At 61.1% G+C, this 17,207-nt stretch carries 11 protein-coding genes and 1 pseudogene; 8 read left to right on the top strand and 4 right to left on the bottom strand.

The features are described 5' to 3' along the window. The first annotated feature begins 120 nt into the window (after positions 1-120). Positions 121-1,413, top strand: a complete 1,293-nt coding sequence (locus ACTG2T_RS03910; protein ID WP_005338498.1) for an HAAAP family serine/threonine permease — start codon at positions 121-123, stop codon at positions 1,411-1,413. A 90-nt stretch (positions 1,414-1,503) separates the two neighbouring features. Here ACTG2T_RS03910 and ACTG2T_RS03905 read toward each other — a convergent pair whose 3' ends face one another. Further along, positions 1,504-2,223: a substrate-binding periplasmic protein gene (locus ACTG2T_RS03905; RefSeq protein WP_064338522.1), complete on the bottom strand. Its 720-nt coding sequence runs from the start codon at positions 2,221-2,223 to the stop codon at positions 1,504-1,506. 91 nt (positions 2,224-2,314) lie between these two features. Next, entirely contained in the window at positions 2,315-3,337 is a 1,023-nt protein-coding gene (locus ACTG2T_RS03900; RefSeq protein WP_330124061.1) for an MBL fold metallo-hydrolase, read from the bottom strand. Positions 3,338-3,489: 152 nt separating this feature from the next. On the opposite strand from ACTG2T_RS03900, the gene ACTG2T_RS03895 reads away from it, so the two are divergent. The 6 genes from ACTG2T_RS03895 (at position 3,490) to pdxY (ending at position 12,971) form a co-directional block, all read left to right on the top strand. Further along, a complete protein-coding gene (locus ACTG2T_RS03895; protein WP_330124062.1) occupies positions 3,490-4,389 on the top strand; it encodes a LysR family transcriptional regulator in 900 nt (299 codons plus the stop codon). A gap of 101 nt (positions 4,390-4,490) precedes the next feature. Beyond that, on the top strand, positions 4,491-5,771 hold the full coding sequence (yjeH, locus tag ACTG2T_RS03890; RefSeq protein ID WP_330124063.1) for an L-methionine/branched-chain amino acid transporter: 1,281 nt from the start codon (positions 4,491-4,493) through the stop codon (positions 5,769-5,771). Between the two features lie 392 nt (positions 5,772-6,163). Continuing rightward, positions 6,164-7,717 (top strand): lysine decarboxylation/transport transcriptional activator CadC, encoded by a 1,554-nt coding sequence (gene cadC / locus ACTG2T_RS03885; protein ID WP_330124064.1) that lies wholly within the window; start codon positions 6,164-6,166, stop codon positions 7,715-7,717. Positions 7,718-8,472: 755 nt separating this feature from the next. Beyond that, positions 8,473-9,807, top strand: coding sequence for a cadaverine/lysine antiporter (gene cadB / locus ACTG2T_RS03880; RefSeq protein ID WP_033136539.1), 1,335 nt, complete (start codon positions 8,473-8,475; stop codon positions 9,805-9,807). Positions 9,808-9,884: 77 nt separating this feature from the next. Next, entirely contained in the window at positions 9,885-12,017 is a 2,133-nt protein-coding gene (locus tag ACTG2T_RS03875; protein ID WP_330124065.1) for a lysine decarboxylase CadA, read from the top strand. Between the two features lie 93 nt (positions 12,018-12,110). After that, entirely contained in the window at positions 12,111-12,971 is an 861-nt protein-coding gene (gene pdxY, locus ACTG2T_RS03870) for a pyridoxal kinase PdxY (RefSeq protein ID WP_330124066.1), read from the top strand. A gap of 88 nt (positions 12,972-13,059) precedes the next feature. Here the strand turns inward: pdxY and ACTG2T_RS03865 are convergent, their stop codons facing one another. Both ACTG2T_RS03865 and ACTG2T_RS03860 read right to left on the bottom strand, forming a co-directional pair. Beyond that, positions 13,060-13,503, bottom strand: coding sequence for a PliI family lysozyme inhibitor of I-type lysozyme (locus tag ACTG2T_RS03865; protein ID WP_330124067.1), 444 nt, complete (start codon positions 13,501-13,503; stop codon positions 13,060-13,062). A 59-nt stretch (positions 13,504-13,562) separates the two neighbouring features. Then, a complete protein-coding gene (locus tag ACTG2T_RS03860) occupies positions 13,563-15,596 on the bottom strand; it encodes a M13 family metallopeptidase (RefSeq protein WP_330124068.1) in 2,034 nt (677 codons plus the stop codon). A gap of 180 nt (positions 15,597-15,776) precedes the next feature. Here ACTG2T_RS03860 and tilS point away from each other — a divergent pair. Beyond that, positions 15,777-17,134: pseudogene (gene tilS / locus ACTG2T_RS03855) on the top strand (tRNA lysidine(34) synthetase TilS). The last annotated feature ends 73 nt before the right edge of the window (positions 17,135-17,207 follow it).

The following is a 17,207-nucleotide window of genomic DNA, read 5'->3' as shown; positions in this document are numbered from 1 at the left end:
AGGTTGCCGGGGGGCGAGAGGTTAATATCAAGGATGGACAGCAGGCGTTCCAGGGAGATGGAACCGGGCCAAGGCCCGACCAAACAAGAATCCCATTTTCCTAGATGACAGGAACAACGTATGTCTGACATGAATATTGCAGCTGATGGTCGTTTAGCCAGCAACACCTCCCGCGGCGTCAACAAGGCCGATGTGGTCTGGATGCTGGGTCTGTACGGTACCGCGATCGGTGCCGGTGTGCTCTTCCTGCCAATCAACGCCGGTGTAGGTGGCCTGTGGCCGCTGGTTGCCATGTTGATCCTGGCGCTGCCGCTGACTTTCTTTGCTCACCGTGGTCTGACCCGCTTCGTGCTGTCCGGCTCTACCCGTGATGGCGACATCACTGAAGTAGTAGAAGAGCACTTCGGCAAGACCGCAGGCAAATTCATCACCCTGCTCTACTTCTTTGCCATCTACCCGATCGTGCTGATGTATTCAGTCGCCATCACCAACACCGTCGAGAGCGTGATTGTTCACCAGCTGGGCATGTCTGCACCTCCCCGTGCCGTTCTGTCACTGGCCCTGATCCTCGGTTTGATGGCGGTTGTTCGTCTGGGCGGCCAGGTTATCGTCAAAGCGATGAGCGTGCTGGTATTCCCGTTCGTACTCACCCTGATGGGTCTGGCGTTCTACCTGATCCCGCACTGGAACGGTGCCATCATCACTGAAGCTCCGGCCCTGTCCGACGCCTTCAACGGTGACTTCATCAAGACCCTGTGGCTGGCTATCCCGGTAATGGTGTTCTCCTTCAACCACTCCCCGATCATCTCCTCCTTCGCGGTGGACAACAAAGGTCGTTACGGTGAAGGTGCCGAGAAGAAGTGCAGCAACATCCTGCTGGGCGCCCACGTCATGATGGTGATGACCGTTATGTTCTTCGTATTCAGCTGCGTACTGAGCCTCTCCCCGGCTGACCTGGCTGCTGCCAAAGAACAGAACATCTCCATCCTGTCCTACCTGGCCAACCACTTCGATAACCCTGTTATCGGTACTGTGGCTCCGCTGATCGCCATGGTTGCCATCAGCAAATCCTTCCTGGGTCACTACCTGGGTGCGCAAGAAGGCATGAACGGCCTGATGGCCAAGGCGCTGCGCGAGAAGGGCAAGAACGTTGACACCAAGCAACTGAACAAAGTCACTGCCGTGTTCATGATCCTGACCACCTGGGCCATCGCCACCATCAACCCGAGCATCCTCGGCATGATTGAAGACCTGGGCGGCCCGATCATCGCAATGCTGCTGTTCCTGATGCCGATGTACGCCATCACCAAGGTTCCGGCCATGCGCAAATACGCTGGCAACATCAGCAACGGCTTCGTGACCATCATCGGCCTGATCGCCATGTCCGGTATCATCTACAAGCTGATTGCCTGATAACTCCGGTTACCAAGTTGAATGAAGAAGCCGCCTCGCAAGAGGCGGCTTTTTTATGGCTTTTTGGGGCGGCGAGCGGATGCGGTATCGCTACTTCATCAGCTTCTTCACCTCGTCACTGGCCAGCGCCTTGTTGAATTTGTCCCGCGCCTCTTTCCCCTTGGCGGAGTTGGTAAAGCAGACGTGGAGGGACTTGTCCTCAAGGATCTTGCCATTGAAGCCGAGGTTGGCGGCAACGTCCTTGAGTTGGGGATCGCTCTCCAGCAGATAGGTCATCACATTCTGGTCGATGACCGCCAGATCGAGCCGACCGTTGCCGAGCTTGAGCAGGTTCTGGCTGTCCGAGCTGGTGGCATCGGCCGAGAGTGCCTTGCTGGCCACTTTTTCGTCGAACTCGGTGGTATTCACATAACCGGTGACGACACCAATTTTCTTGCCCTTGAGGTCATCAAGGCTCTGCCAGGTGACCGGCTGATCGGCTCGCTGGGCAAAGCCGAGGGGGCCGTTACCTATGGGGTCGGAGAAGAGGCAACTGCTCTTGGGGTCGAGATACTCGGGGAAATAACCCAGCACCTCGGGGTTGTTGGTCGCCTCGTCCACGGCCCGTTGCCAGGGATAGAACTTGATGGTCAGCGGGTCGCCAGCCAGGGCAAAGGCTGCGGTCACCACCCGACTGCTCTTGCCCTGTTCAGGCAGGCTGGCGCTGGTGTAAGGGGGCCATTCAAGGCTGGTCAACACCGCCGCCTGAGCGGCCGACATGCCGAACAAGGGAAGAGTGGCCAGGGCGAGGTGCTTCCATTTCAGGCTCATAGAGATAACTCCTTGTGGTCAAACACCCCTTAAAGATAGCCCCCGGTGTCGATTGCGGATGCCGGCCATGGCTGACCGGCATCCGTGCCATCTATTTATTGTCGATATTCTCCGACTGCCAGAGGGCATAGCCCTTGCCGGAGGCCGTGGTGGGCAGATCAATCTGCATCAGGTCGTTGCCGATGACGAAGGGGCCCGTGTAGCGGGCGCGCAGATCCTGCGCCAGATCTTTGACCCTGATCTTGCCGTTGAGGCCGATATGGCTGAACACGGTCAGCGCCGGTTTGGCTTCGTTCATTACCCGGGCCGCCTGCTCGGGGGAGGCGAGGTGACCGGCGATCGCCTTGTAGCCGGGGTTGGCATTCATCTGCTCGGCAGAGGTCATGGAGACGCAGTGCACCAGCAGGTCGGCCCCTTTGGCCTGCTTCACCACTTCGGGGCTGTAGCGGGTATCGCCGGAGAGCACCACGCTGTGGCCGTGGTAGTCGATGCGATAGCCGAATGACGGCTTGATGTTGACCCCGTGGTCGTTGTCAAAGGCGGTTACCTTGACCCCGTCATGGTTGTAGATCACCCCTGCGGTGACCTCGTGGCTGTTGATCTCCACCCCGTCCAGCGGCGTTCCCTCATCCTTGACCCGGGTGGCGATGTCAGTGGCGTAGGCCTGCTGCAAGCCACGGGCGAGAGCTGTGGTGCCTTTGGGGCCGTAGAGTTCCATCGGCGCGTGGCGCTGGCCATAGGCCGGTTGCAGCCAGCCGGTCAGCCAGAGATCCGCCAGCCCGTTGGTGTGGTCTGAGTGAAAGTGGGTGAGGAAGAAGGCGTTGACCCGGCCGATGGGGATATGCAGCTGCCACAGGCGAGTGGCGGAGTTGCGGCCAAAATCGAACACCAGCTTCTGGTTGCCCGCTTCGACTAGGGTGCTGTAGCCGCCCCGGCTGATCTGGGGGACCGGAGTGCCGGTGCCGAGCAGGCTGACCCGAAAGATATCGGGCCGGGTTTGAGTTGCTGAGGCAGGGGCTTGATCGTGGTTGCTGATAAAGCTGCTCTCGGCAGCCTGACAGGCGCCGCTGGCCAGTAGACCGACCAGCAGAGCGGCCAGATAGGTGCTTTTCATGGGAATTTATCCTGTGGGGAAGGGACGGCATCACTGTATTGACAACTAAAAATTGAATAAATTGGCTAAAATCCATTTCTTACTAAACTTTTGGTTGTGAATCAGGGCTCGGTAGCGGGTCGTGTTACTCAGGAACGAACAAAGGAGCGGTTGTGGACCGATTGACCAGCATGCGTATCTTCACCCGGGTGGTGGATCTCGGCTCCTACAGCGCGGTGGCGAGCGAAGAGGGGATCAGCGCCCAGATGGTGGGCAAGCATGTGCTGGGGCTGGAGCAGTGGCTGGGGGGCAAGCTGTTTCACAAGACCACCCGCCAGCAGACCCTCACCGAGCTGGGCCAGCTTTTTCTCGCTCGCTGTCAGCGGGTACTGGAGGAGCTGGCACTAACCGAGTCGCTCACCCAGAATCTGCTGGCCGAGCCGGCCGGACGGCTGCGCATCGCCGCTCCCCTCAGCTTTGGCCACCACCGGCTGGTGCCGCTGCTGCCCGCTTTTCTCGACCGCTACCCCAAGCTGGATCTGGATCTGCAGCTCACCCCGCGCTGGGTCGATCTGGTGGAGGAGGGGGTCGATGCCGCCATCCGCACCCTGCGCCCGCAGGATGAGGCGCTGATCGCCCGTCCGCTGCTGAACCAGCACTACCGGCTCTGCGCGGCGCCCGACTACCTCAATCGCCACGGCGTGCCCCGTTATCCGGCCGATCTCGCTCGCCACCAGTGTCTGCACGGCAACTGGGGCGAGCACGAGCGCTGGCAGTTTGTTGGCGAGGATGGTCAGAGCGAGGAGGTGCGGGTTGCCTCGCGCCTGCGCATCAATCACTGGCCAGCCTTGTTGACGGCTGCGCTCTCGGGGGCTGGCATCACCTTGCAGCCAGCCGAACAGGTGAGTGACCATATCGCTGCGGGGCGTCTGCTGCCGCTGCTTGGCCGCTATCAGAGCCCGGCCAAGACCCTCTATTTCATCTATCCGGCGGCGCGGCGGCAGGTGCTCAAGATCACCCTGCTGGGGGATTTTCTGGCCGAGTCCCTGCAAGCTGGGCCCGAGCCCGAATAAAAGGCTGCATATTCTCGCAGCCGCGCTTAACCATCGTGCTTAACAAAGGGGCGGAGCAGGCCTAACATGGCGGGATGTTTTTCTAGTCGGGACAAAAGGATATGTCTGGGTTGAAAAAGGATCTCGGGCTCTGGCAGGGGATGGGGCTGCTCGCCACCTCGCTGCTCGGCACCGGGATCTTCGTGGTACCGGCGACTGCCGCCTCGCTGGCGGGTGGAGCCTCGCTCTGGGCCTGGTTGCTGCTGATTGCGCTGGTGCTGCCCATCGCCTTTACCTTCGCTCGCCTCGGCCGTCGCTATCCCCATGCGGGCGGTGCGCCGCACCTGATCGGCCTCGCCTTTGGCAACGGCGCCGAGCGCTTCTCTGCCTTCCTGTTTCTGGCGGTGCTGCCGGTGGGGCTGCCTGCCGCCCTGATGATTGCCGCCGGCTTCTGGCACGCCCTGTTCGAGATGGGGGAGTGGACCCTCTGGGCCATCCAGCTGCTCACCCTGCTCGGGGTCTTTCTGCTGGGGCTGCGCGGGGCGCGCTCCTCCGGCAACCTGCAACTGTTGATAGCTCTGGCTATTCTGGGGCTCACCCTGCTTATCTGGTTCAAGGGGGAGGTGAGCTGGCGCGATGCGGCCCGACCGCTGCCGAGCGCGGATGAGTGGCCTGCCATGGCTACGGCGCTGGCGGTGATGTTCTGGTGTTTCGTCGGGCTGGAAGCCTTCGCCCATATGGGGGAGGAGTTCAAGCGGCCGGAGAGGGACTACCCCATTGCCCTGCTCGGCGGGGTACTGCTGGCGGGGCTTATCTACTGGGTACACTCGCTGGTGGTGCTCAAATACTGCCTCTACGGCGATGAGGCGAAAAACGCCACCGCCATCCCCTCCCTGCTGGCGCTGCTGTTCGGCCCCACCGCCAAGTGGCTGGTGGCGGTGCTCGGCTACCTCTCCTGCTTTGCCAGCATCAATATCTACATTCAGGGCTTTGCCCGGCTGATCTGGAGCATGGCGCGGGAAGGCAAGTTGCCCCCCTCGCTGGCCGTGCTCACCGCGCGTGGCGCACCGCTGCGGGCGCTCGGTCTGGTGCTCGCCATCTGTCTGCTCTGCATCACCCTTATCATCTGGCTGCGACTGCCCCTTGATGAGCTGATCCGCTACGCCAACGGCAACTTCGTGCTGGTCTACCTGCTCTGCATGGCGGCGGGCTGGCGTCTGCTCGGCGGGGTGGGCAAGGGGCTGGCGGGGATAAGCGTGCTGCTCTGCGCTCTGGTGCTGGTTGCGCTCGCCACTCAGGTGCTCTATGCGGTGGTGCTGAGTCTTGGCTACGGCGGCTTCTCGTTGTGGCGACGTCATCTGCGCAGCAGTCGTCAGCAGGATGCGCTCCCGCTGGCGAAGTAACGTCTCCTCGGTTGTCGAAGAAATGAGAAAGCCCTGATGTTCAGGGCTTTTTGATTCCGGCATATGGGATGTTCATATGAATACTAGTTGGCACGCTATTTGCCGAAAAGTGCGGTGTCGGATCAACTCAACGGCGATTTATAGCCAAAAAAAGTGGGATCCAGCTCCAGTTTTGCTTAAAGTGATCCCTTCCGATCCCGGTGGTCGGAATGCCCGCAAGGATGCCCTTCAGACGTAAACAGGATGGCCTGGCCAGACTGACTCTCAGAGATGTGATTGCTTCGGTTCTCTTTTTATCTGTCACCTGTGGTGATAGCGCCTTGTTCCGTTCAGTCAGCCCGGGTTTTGCGTCTCTCTCATCGTGCATTGTCACCATCTGCAGCGAGTGAATCATGAGCGAATCGGTTTTTGAGATCCACGACTGGACCCTGAGCGTTGACGACAACATGTTGTGTCGCCCCGACCGCGAGGTCTACCTCGAACCCAGACTGGTCAATCTGTTGCGGTTTCTGGCCCACAATGCCGGCACCGTGTTTGGCCGCGATGCCCTGATCAACGAGGTGTGGGATGGCGCCGAGGTGACCGATCAGGTAGTGACCCAGTCCATCTTCGAACTGCGCAAGATCCTCAAAGATGGTCGCACCGATGCGACCGACTATATCGTCACCATACCCAAGCGCGGCTACAAGCTGGTGGCACCGGTGCGGCCGTTGCAGGTGGTATCCGTGGTGATGGCGGACGAGCAGCCTGCTCCTGCGGTCAATACCGCTCTCTCCGACAACCCGACGCTCTCCGATCTGAGCCCGCCCGCGGCGGATCAGGACGATGATGCACAGCCCAATGTCGCCCCTTTTCCCGCCGGGCCCCTGACCCGCGCCATCTCCACCCATGCCAAGGATGCCCGCAGCCGCTGGAAGATGGTGAGTTTCGATATCTTCGTTGCCATCGTGCTGATCGCCATTGTCAGCATGCTCAGCTACCAGCACACCAGCCCCCAGGTACACTCCATGCTGGATCCCAATCTGCTGGTGTTCCGCTTTCACTCCGGCATGGATGACAACAACGAGAACGTGCGCCTCGCCGATGGCATTACCCGCGCCCTGATGGCCGAGGTGGCGGCGGCGACGCCGCTGCGGGTGCAGTACGGCGCCACCACTCTGATGGGGGGCATCATGCCCGGCAAGGAGCTGAGTGTGCGGGTCACCCGCCAGCCCCGCGGCACCTATCTCGATCTGGAGTATCGAAATATCAACACCAACCGGGTGCTGTTCAGCCATCAGTACCAGCTCAGTCGCCACAGTGTGCACGGCGTGTTGCAGGCGAGCAGCCAGGATCTGCTGCGTGCCCTCGACCAGCCCGATGCCGAGCCGGGGATGGGCTGGCCGACCGATGATGCCTCCCTGATGGCGATGATGGAGGCGCAGTACTACATCAACAGCCGGGATCCGGTCGCCCTCAAGCGCGGCATCGATCTGCTGGAGCAGGCGCTGATTGCCCATCCGGATCAGCCGCTGCTGTTGGCGGAGCGCTATCTGGCGGGCGAGGCGCTGGCCACCCTGGCGGGCAAATCCGAGAGCGAGCGGCTGCAGGGGATTGGCACTCATCTCGCCAGCGTGGTGCAAAACAGCGGTGCTCTCCCTGCTCGGGTGTGGGAGGCGTTGACCCTGCAGGCGATCCTCAACGGCCAGCAACAGCAGGCCAACTATCTGCTGGAGAAGGCGGCGAGTCGCGGCCGCTCGGTGCTCTACTACATACTGCAGGGCAAGCTGGCGGAGCTGGACGGTCGCCCCGAGGCGGCGGGTGATGCCTACAGTCAGGCTTTTCTGATGGAGGCGACCGAGCAGACCTATCTGCTCTGCCAGCAGCTCGGTTTCTACAGCAATATGGAGAGCCTCACTCCGGCTCTGTTCAATGCGCTGGGCCAGAGCAAGGTGAAGCTCTTTTAACACCGCAGTTTGGTTTTCCCCCGGTCGGTGCGGTTGCCGACCTCATCCACAGGCTGCCTTCGGGCGGCCTGTGCGGTTTCTGCTCGTCTCAATCCTGCATGTTTGCCACCGGGGATGGTCGCTCTGGTGCGGCCCGATTTATCCCCCGCAGTTCCCCACTATCTACATCTGCCTTTGTCTTGCCCGCGGCATTCGCGGCACTCGCGTTTGTTCGGCTTCACGCCGGGCACGCAGCTTGTGACATCTGCTCATGGTTGGCGGCGGGATAAGCTGTCCGTCACGACCCATTTCTCATTGCTGACCTGTTATCGCCATTGAGTTTTATCTCTGAGCCTGGATTGTGATGAGCCGAGCGGAGGGCCGAACAGGAGGTGAGCGGCCACTTAGGGTTATGACCCAAAGGGCGTTCGGATGGTTACAAGGGGAGTGGGCGCAATGGGAGCTGCTTTATCCCGGGTTTATCTGGCCAAAAATATCAAGACGGCGAGATAAGGGGGTTATCAAGGGACAAGAACGGGACGGTCGGATATCAAGGTTTTATCAAGGTAGCTGTATTGGATGATGTCAACCTGCTGTTTTTAAATGGTTTTTATCGAAAGCGATGAGGCGGCGAAAAAAGTTGCCTCATATTTTTATCCGTTAGCTGGTCTTTATGTTTTCCGGGGATGAGAGGCCTAGTCTGTGCCCATTCTTTGGCGGGGCGTTCCGCCAAATGTGTATGTGACGACCCGACCTTTTATAGAACCGGAGATCTTATGTCCCTAGATACGAGCAAGAAGATTGGCCTTATCGCCTGTACAGGTGTGGTGGCCGGCAACATGATGGGGAGTGGCATCGCGCTGCTGCCTTCGGCACTGGCCACCATCGGCTCCATCTCTGTCTTTAGCTGGGCAATCTGTCTGGTAGGCGCCATGGGCCTCGCCTTCGTCTTCGCCCGCCTTGCGACCAAGAACCCGCAAGAGGGTGGCCCCATTGCTTACGCTGGCGAGATCTCTCCGGTGTTCGGTTTCCAGACCGGTGTGCTTTATTACCACGCCAACTGGATCGGTAACCTGGCCATCGCCATTACCGGCGTCTCCTACCTCTCGGTTTTCTTCCCCATTCTCAACAGCCCGATCCCGGCCGCCGCAGCCACCATCGCTGCCGTCTGGATCTTCACCTTCGTCAACCTGCTTGGCGGTAGCTGGGTGAGCCGACTCTGTACTCTGGGTCTGGTGCTGATCCTGCTGCCAGTGGTCGGTACTGCGGTGATGGGTTGGGGTCATTTTGATGCCACCGTCTACAGCCAGAACTGGAACACCACCAGCGGCAGCGACCTGCATGCGGTCATCAGCGCCGTGCTGATCTGCCTCTGGTCCTTCGTCGGTGTTGAATCTGCCGCCGTCTCTTCCGGCATGGTGAAGAACCCCAAGCGCACTGTACCGCTCGCCACCATGCTGGGTACCGGTATCGCGGGTGTTATCTACATCCTCTCTACCCAGGTGATCAGCGGCATGTTCCCGGCCGGTGAAGTGGCTGCCTCCGGCGCCCCGTTTGCCATGGCCTCTTCCGCCATCTTCGGTAGCTGGTCTGCCCCGTTCGTCTCTGCCTTCACCGCCCTGGCCTGCTTCACCTCGCTGGGCTCCTGGATGATGCTGGTGGGCGAGGCGGGCAAGCGTGCCGCCAACGACGGCAACTTCCCGAAAATCTACGGCGAAGTGGACAAGAATGGCGTGGCCAAGAAGGGTCTGATCCTGGGCTCCCTCAAGATGACTGCCCTGATGATTGGCCTGACCGCCTTCACCTCCCAGTCCGCTCACGCTGCCGATCTCTTCAACGTGCTGACCACAGATGCGGTGCTGCTGACCATGCTGCCCTACTTCTACTCCAGCATTAACCTCATTCGCTTCGAGGGCATGACCTCCCGCAGCATCGGCGCGATGATCTTCTCCGGTGTGGCCTGCGTCTTCTGTCTGGTGGCCCTGATGGGTGCCAAGGGTTCCAATCTCACCGCTACCTTCGTGGTGTCGCTCATCATCCTGATGTTCTACGCCAAAAAACAGGGTCTGCGTCAGCACGACGCCCTGCTCAACGAGCAACCCAGCAACTAATTCCCCCTTTTATCTTCCGAGCGCTCTTCACTCACCATCCCTGATGGAGAGCGCCCCTTTACGTGTGGAGCATTACGATGAATATCATTGCCATCCTCAACCACCTCGGCGTTTTCTTTAAAGAAGAGCCCATTCGCCAGCTGCAAGCCTCCCTCGAGCGCAAGGGTTTCGAGGTTGTTTATCCGGTCGACGTCGCCGACCTGCTGAAACTGATTGAGAAGAACCCCCGCGTTTGCGGCGCCATCTTCGACTGGGACAAATACTCCCTGGGTCTGTGCAAGGAGATCCACGATCGCAACGAGAAGCTGCCGATCTTCGCCTTTGCCAACGACCAGTCCACCCTGGACATTCACCTGACCGACCTGCGTCTGAACGTGCACTTCTTCGAGTACCGTCTCGGCATGGCCGACGACATCGCCCTCAAGATGGGTCAGGCCACTCAGGAGTATCAGGACGCCATCCTGCCGCCGTTTACCAAGGCGCTGTTCAAGTACGTGGAAGAGGGTAAATACACCTTCTGTACTCCGGGTCACATGGGTGGTACCGCCTTCCAGATGAGCCCGGCTGGCAGCATCTTCTATGACTTCTATGGCCCGAACGCGTTCAAGGCCGACGTCTCCATCTCCATGCCGGAGCTGGGCTCCCTGCTGGATCACTCCGGTCCGCACAAGGAAGCCGAAGAGTACATCGCCCGTACCTTCAACGCCGATCGCTCCTACATCGTCACCAACGGCACCTCCACTGCCAACAAGATCGTCGGCATGTTCTCCGCACCGGCTGGCAGCACTGTGCTGGTTGACCGCAACTGCCACAAGTCGCTCACTCACCTGATGATGATGAACGACGTGACGCCGATCTACTTCCGTCCGACCCGCAACGCCTACGGCATTCTGGGTGGTATCCCGCAGAGCGAATTCAGCCGCGACACCATCGCTGCCAAGGTTGCCGCGACACCGGGTGCCCAGGCTCCCCGTTACGCCGTCGTCACCAACTCCACCTATGATGGCCTGCTCTACAACACCGGTTTCATCAAGGAGAGTCTGGATACCCCTTACATCCACTTCGACAGTGCCTGGGTGCCTTACACCAACTTCAGCCCGATCTATGAAGGCAAGTGCGGCATGAGCGGCGAAGCGATGCCGGGCAAGGTGTTCTATGAAACCCAGTCCACCCACAAGCTGCTGGCGGCCTTCTCCCAGGCCTCGATGATCCACATCAAGGGTGACGTGGAGGAAGAGACCTTCAACGAAGCCTTCATGATGCACACCTCCACCTCGCCGCAGTACGGCATCGTGGCATCGACCGAGATCTCTGCCGCCATGATGCGTGGCAACACCGGCAAGCGTCTGATCAAGGACTCCATCGATCGCGCCATCTCCTTCCGCAAAGAGATCAAGCGTCTGCGTGATCAGAGCGAAGGCTGGTTCTTCGACGTATGGCAGCCGGACAACATCGACACCGTCGAGTGCTGGAAGCTGGATCCGAAAGATGACTGGCACGGCTTCAACGGCATCGACGATGACCACATGTACCTCGACCCCATCAAGGTCACCCTGCTGACCCCGGGGATGGGTCGTGATGGCCAGCTGCTGGAGAAGGGCATCCCTGCCTCTCTGGTCTCCAAGTTCCTGGACGAGCGCGGCATCGTGGTCGAGAAGACCGGCCCCTACAACATGCTGTTCCTCTTCTCCATCGGTATCGATCAGTCCAAGGCGATGCAACTGCTGCGCGCCCTGACCGAGTTCAAGCGCGGCTACGACCTGAACCTGACCATCAAGAGCATACTGCCGAGCCTCTATCGTGAAGACCCGAGCTTCTACGAAGGGATGCGCATTCAGGAGCTGGCGCAGCGGATTCATGACCTGACCAGCAAGTACCGTCTGCCGGAGCTGATGTTCAAGGCGTTCGACGTGCTGCCGGAGATGAAGATGACCCCGCATGCTGCATGGCAGCAGGAGCTGGCTGGCAATCTGGAAGAGGTGCCGCTGCGTGACATGGTTGACCGCATCAGCGCCAACATGATCCTGCCGTACCCGCCGGGAGTTCCGTTGGTACTGCCGGGCGAGATGGTGACCCAGGATTCTCTGCCGGTGCTCGAGTTCCTCGAGATGCTGTGCGAGATCGGTGCCCACTACCCGGGTTTCGAGACCGACATCCACGGCCTCTATCGTCAGGCCGATGGCAGCTACACCGTCAAGGTGCTGCGTTAATCGACAGTGACAACAGTCGAAAGTGACAACAACGGGCCGCAAGGCCCGTTTTTCCCTCCGGAATTCCTGTTCTTATTGCGTGAGTCGCCAACCATGAAGCGAGTGCTCTCCATTCAATCCCACGTAGTCTTTGGCTGTGCCGGCAACAGCGCCGCCGTTTTTCCCATGCGTCGCCTCGGGATCGAGGTGTGGCCGATGAACACGGTGCAGTTCTCCAACCACACCCAATACAGCGAAGGCTGGCAGGGGATGGTGATGCCCGGCGGCCATATCCGTCAGCTGGTAAACGGCCTGGCGGAGATCGGCGTGCTGGCCGAGTGCGATGCGATCTTGAGCGGCTACCTCGGCTCGGCCGAACAGGGGGAGGAGATCCTGGCGGCGGTGGCTAGGCTCAAGGCGATCAATCCGGCCGCCCTCTACTTTTGTGATCCCGTGATGGGTCACCCCGACAAGGGGTGCATAGTGGCACCCGGCGTCGCCGATTTTCTGAAAACCAGGGCACTGGCCTGCGCCGATATGTTGGCCCCCAATCTGCTGGAGCTGGAACAGCTCACCGGCCGCGATATCCGCAATGTGCCGGAGGCCATCGAGGCGTGCCAGCAGCTGCGCGCGCAAGGGGTCAAGCTGGTGATGGTCAAGCATCTGGGCAAGGCTGGCTTTGCCATGGACCGCTTCGAAATGCTGCTGGTGTGCGAGGAGGGGACTTTTCACATCTCCCGCCCGCTCTACCCTTTTGCCCGCCACCCCATCGGGGTGGGGGATCTGCTGAGCGCCACCATGCTGGCCAATCTGCTGGCCGGTTGTACCCCGGTAGCGGCGTTCGAACTTACCAACGCCAGCGTTGATGCCGTGCTGGCCCGCACCTGGCTGGCGGGGGCCTACGAGCTGCAACTGGTGACGGCCCAGCATGAGATGGCGCTGCCGCAGGTCTTCATTCGGGCGACCTGCCTCTAGGCTATTTGCGTCAACAGCAGAAACAACAAAGCCCTGATCATCAGGGCTTTTTACATTTCAGGACTAGACACAGATTCGGGGAGAGGGCTTAGTCCTGCGGGCTTTTGAGCGCCTTGACCACATCCTCTTTGGGCTCCAGCTCCTTGACCTGATTGAAGATCTCCAGCTCACCCTGCGGGCTGACGGTGTAGGCATCGGCATCCTGATAGCTGCCGCTGCCAGCGCTCTCGATGATGACCACCAGCTCGGGCTGTTTGTTGCCATTCAAATCGACCAGTTTCAGCTCCCGGATAAAGCCGTTACGGGCCATCACCTTGCCATCCTGAAACTCATCCAGTGGAAATTGGGCGTTCTGGCCCGAATAGAGCCGCACGTCATAGCTGCCGATGGAGGCGGGCTCACCGGCCCCCTGCGCCACCCGGATCACCTGCCCGGAGGGGAGGGTCAGTTGCTTGCTAAATCCCTCTTCGGCTTGTGCTTGTGCCGCCAGCGGCAGGGTCAGCAGCCCTGCCATCATCAATGCTTTGTTCATCTTGCTACCTCTTGCTGTCTCTTGACTGCGGGCTCCCGCGGGAGCCCGCAGTGATGCTGTTACCAGATCTTCACCCGCTTCTGGGGCGGCAGATAGAGCTTGTCTTCCGGCTGGATGTTGAATGCCTCGTAGAAGGCGGGAATGTTCGGCACCACGCCGTTGACCCGGTACTCGGGCGGCGAGTGGGGGTCGGAGCGCAGCAGCATCTGCATCAGCTCGGGGCGATACATCCCCTTCCACACCTGCGCCCAGCCGAGGAAGAAGCGCTGTTCGCCGGTAAAGCCATCCAGCACCGGCGCCTCCTTGCCATCGAGCGACAGCTCGTAGGCCTTGTGGGCGATGGTGAGGCCGCCCAGATCGCCGATGTTCTCACCCAGGGTAAATTGGCCGTTGACGAACTGGCCGTTGATGGGCTCGAAGCGGTTGTACTGGGCCACCAGCCGGCTGGTACGGAAGCGGAACTCCTTGAGATCCTGCGGTGTCCACCAGTCGCGCATCATGCCGTCGCCGTCAGATTTTGCCCCCTGATCATCAAAACCGTGGCCCATCTCGTGGCCGATCACCCCGCCGATGGCGCCGTAGTTGACTGCGTCATCCGCTGTCATGTCGAAGAAGGGGGGCTGCAAAATGGCCGCCGGGAAGACGATCTCGTTGTTGCTCGGGTTGTAGTAGGCGTTCACCGTCTGCGGCGACATGTGCCACTCGTCCCGATCGACCGGCTTGCCGAGGCGAGCCAGATTGTCGGCATATTCGAAGGCCTGCGAGCGCTGCAGGTTGCCCACCAGATCATCCGGTTTGATGGTGATGGCGCTGTAATCCTTCCACTTGTCGGGGTAGCCGATCTTGGGGCGGAACTTGGCCAGCTTCTCGAGGGCCTGCGCCTTGGTCTCGGGCGACATCCAGTCGAGTTCCTTGATGCTCTGGCCGTAGGCGGTGCGCAGGTTCTCCACCAGCTGCTCCATCCGCTCCTTTGCTGCTGGCGGGAAGTAGCGGGCCACATAGAGCTGGCCGACTGCTTCACCCAGATGATCGTTCAGCACCCCGAGCGCCCGCTCCCAGCTGGCGCGCTGCTTGGGCGTGCCGCTCAATGTGGTGCCGTAGAAGGCGAAGTTGGCGCGGTCGGTCTCGCTGTCGAGATAGGGTGCGTAGTCGGTCAGCAGTTGCCACTTGAGGTAGGCCTGCCAGTCGGCGATGGGGGTCTGGGCCATCACCTGATCCAGCGCGCTCAGATAGGTCGGCTGACCGATGATGAGCTCCGGCTGGCCAGCAATGCCCGCGGCATTGAGATAAGCCTGCCAGTCGAGATGGGGGGCGAGCCGTGCCAGTTCGCTGGCGGGGCGCTTGTTGTAGTTCTTCTCCCGATCCCGCAGGGCGACATTGTTCCACTGGATGGTGGCGAGCCGGGTTTCGAGGGCCAGAATCCGTTTGGCCTTGCCGCTCGGGTCAGATTCCCCGAGGCGGTTCAGCATGGCGGCGATATGCTGCTGGTACTTCTGGCGCAGGGCCTGACTCTCGGTATCCTGCTTGAGGTAGTAGTCCCGATCCGGCAGCCCCAGTCCACCTTGATAGAGGTAGACCGCATAGCGGTCGGGGGACTTGGCATCGGCGTCGATCCAGATGCCAAACGGCGCGCCGCCGCCCATGCGGCCACTTTGGGCAAAGGCGCGGGCCAGCGCGGCCTGATCACCGATCCGGTCGATATCGGCCAGCGCCGGTGCCAGCGGGGTGAGCCCCTTGGCGTCACGGCTAGCCTGATCCAGATAGCTGGCGTAGAGATCGCGGATCTGCTGGGTCGGCGTGCCGGTGGCGGCCTCTTGCTTGGCCAGCCCCTCGACCAGCACCCGCACATCGGCGAGGGATTTGTCCCGCAGCATGTAGAAAGCGCCATCGGCGGGGCGATCGTCGGGGATCTTGGCGGTGGCGAGCCACTTGCCATTGACGTAGCGGAAGAAGTCATCGCCGGGTTTGACCTGGGTGTCCATATTGGCCAGCGCCAGCCCGGAGTGTTTGGGGGAGTCTTGCGGTGCCTGACTGCAGCCAGCCAGCAGTGCCAGTCCAATCAGGCCGGCCAGTAAGCTTTTCTTATTGTTCATCTTGTTTGATTCCAATTCCGATTGTTTGCTTCCCTGCCCATCTTCCTTGCTCCAACCGGTTGTGCGACCGCCTTGCGGCCAGCCTGGTGGAGAGGGCGGGCGAGCCTCACTCTAGCAGCAGGGTTGCAGCTTGATAAGCCCGACTCTGCTAAGATCGGCCGGTCCGTTTTGGGGAAGCCTATGATTTCTCATCTTTATTCTCGCTTTTGTCTGACTATGCCAGCGCCGGAAGGTTCCACCGGTCTGCTGGTGGCCTTCAGTGGCGGCCTCGACTCCACCCTGCTGCTGGTGCTGGCTGCGCAGTATGCTCGCGAGCACAGCCTGCCAGTTCGCGCCCTGCACGTGCACCACGGCCTCAGTCCCCATGCCGATGAGTGGGTCGCTCATTGTGAAGCCGTGTGTCAGCAATTGGCGGTGGAGCTGCTGGTCGAGCGGGTAACACTGGCCCGTGGCAATGGCGAGAGTCTGGAGGCGCAGGCCCGCACAGCCCGTTACCAGCGGCTGACCGCCCGGATGCGGGAGGGGGAGTGGCTGCTCACCGCCCACCATCAGGACGATCAGCTGGAGACCCTGCTGCTGGCCCTCAAGCGCGGCGCCGGTCTGCGTGGCCTGGCGGGGATCCTGCCAAGCCAGCCCTTTGCTGGCGGTCTGCTGCTGCGGCCGCTGCTCGATATGAGTCGCGCCGAGCTGGTCGAGGCGGCGGCGAGCCTCCCCTTTGGCTGGGTGGAGGATGAGAGCAATCAGGACGTGAGCTATGACCGCAACTTTTTGCGCCAGACGCTTATCCCCCAACTCAAGGCGCGCTGGCCCGCCATGGCCCAGACTGCGGCGCGCAGCATGGCCCTGTGCGCCGAGCAGGAGGCGCTGCTGGATGAGCTGGCCGAGAGCGACTGGCAGCTGGCGGGTGAGGGGGAGGCGCTCCATATCGGCCCGCTGCACGCCCTCTCACCGACTCGGCGCAACAACCTGCTGCGCTACTGGATCCGCCGTCAGGGGGGGAGATGCCATCCCGTGAGCAGCTTGCCCGGCTGTGGCAGGAGGTGGCGTTGGCGCGCGGCGATGCCAATCCCCGGCTCAACTGGGGGCGCCAGAGCTGCCGCCGTTTTCAGGAGCGGCTTTATCTGGTGAGCCCTGACCTGCAACCCTGTCATCAGGTGTTGCCGCTGACCGTGGGTGAGCCGCTGACCCTGCCGGACGGGCTGGGTGAGCTGGTGGTACGCATGGCGGAGTGCGGCGATGGGCTGTTGCGTTCCCCCCGAGCGGACGAGCCCCTCTCGGTGCGTTTTCAGGTAGCGCCCGGGATCCCCCTCAAACCGGTGGGGCGAAGCGGCAGTCGGCGGATGAAGAAGCTGCTGCAGGAGTATGGCGTGCCTTCGTGGCAGCGGGGGCGCATCCCCATCCTCTACTATGGCGAGCAGGCGGCGGCGGTGGTGGGGCTCTTTGTCTGCGACGGTTTTATGGCACAGGGAGCCGGGCTGGTCTGCCACTGGCAGGGAAGCGGTGCCGCCCCGGTTCTGCCCGAGCAGGATCTTGCCTGAGGTGATCGGTGTGAGCGGGGACCCCAAAAAAAGAAGCTCCGGTCACATGGCGCGCATGTGCCGGAGCAAAGAA

It is taken from the genome of Aeromonas sp. 75A (assembly GCF_051919425.1).
Lineage (GTDB): Bacteria > Pseudomonadota > Gammaproteobacteria > Enterobacterales > Aeromonadaceae > Aeromonas > Aeromonas veronii.
This window is presented reverse-complemented; position numbering and strand designations above follow the sequence as displayed.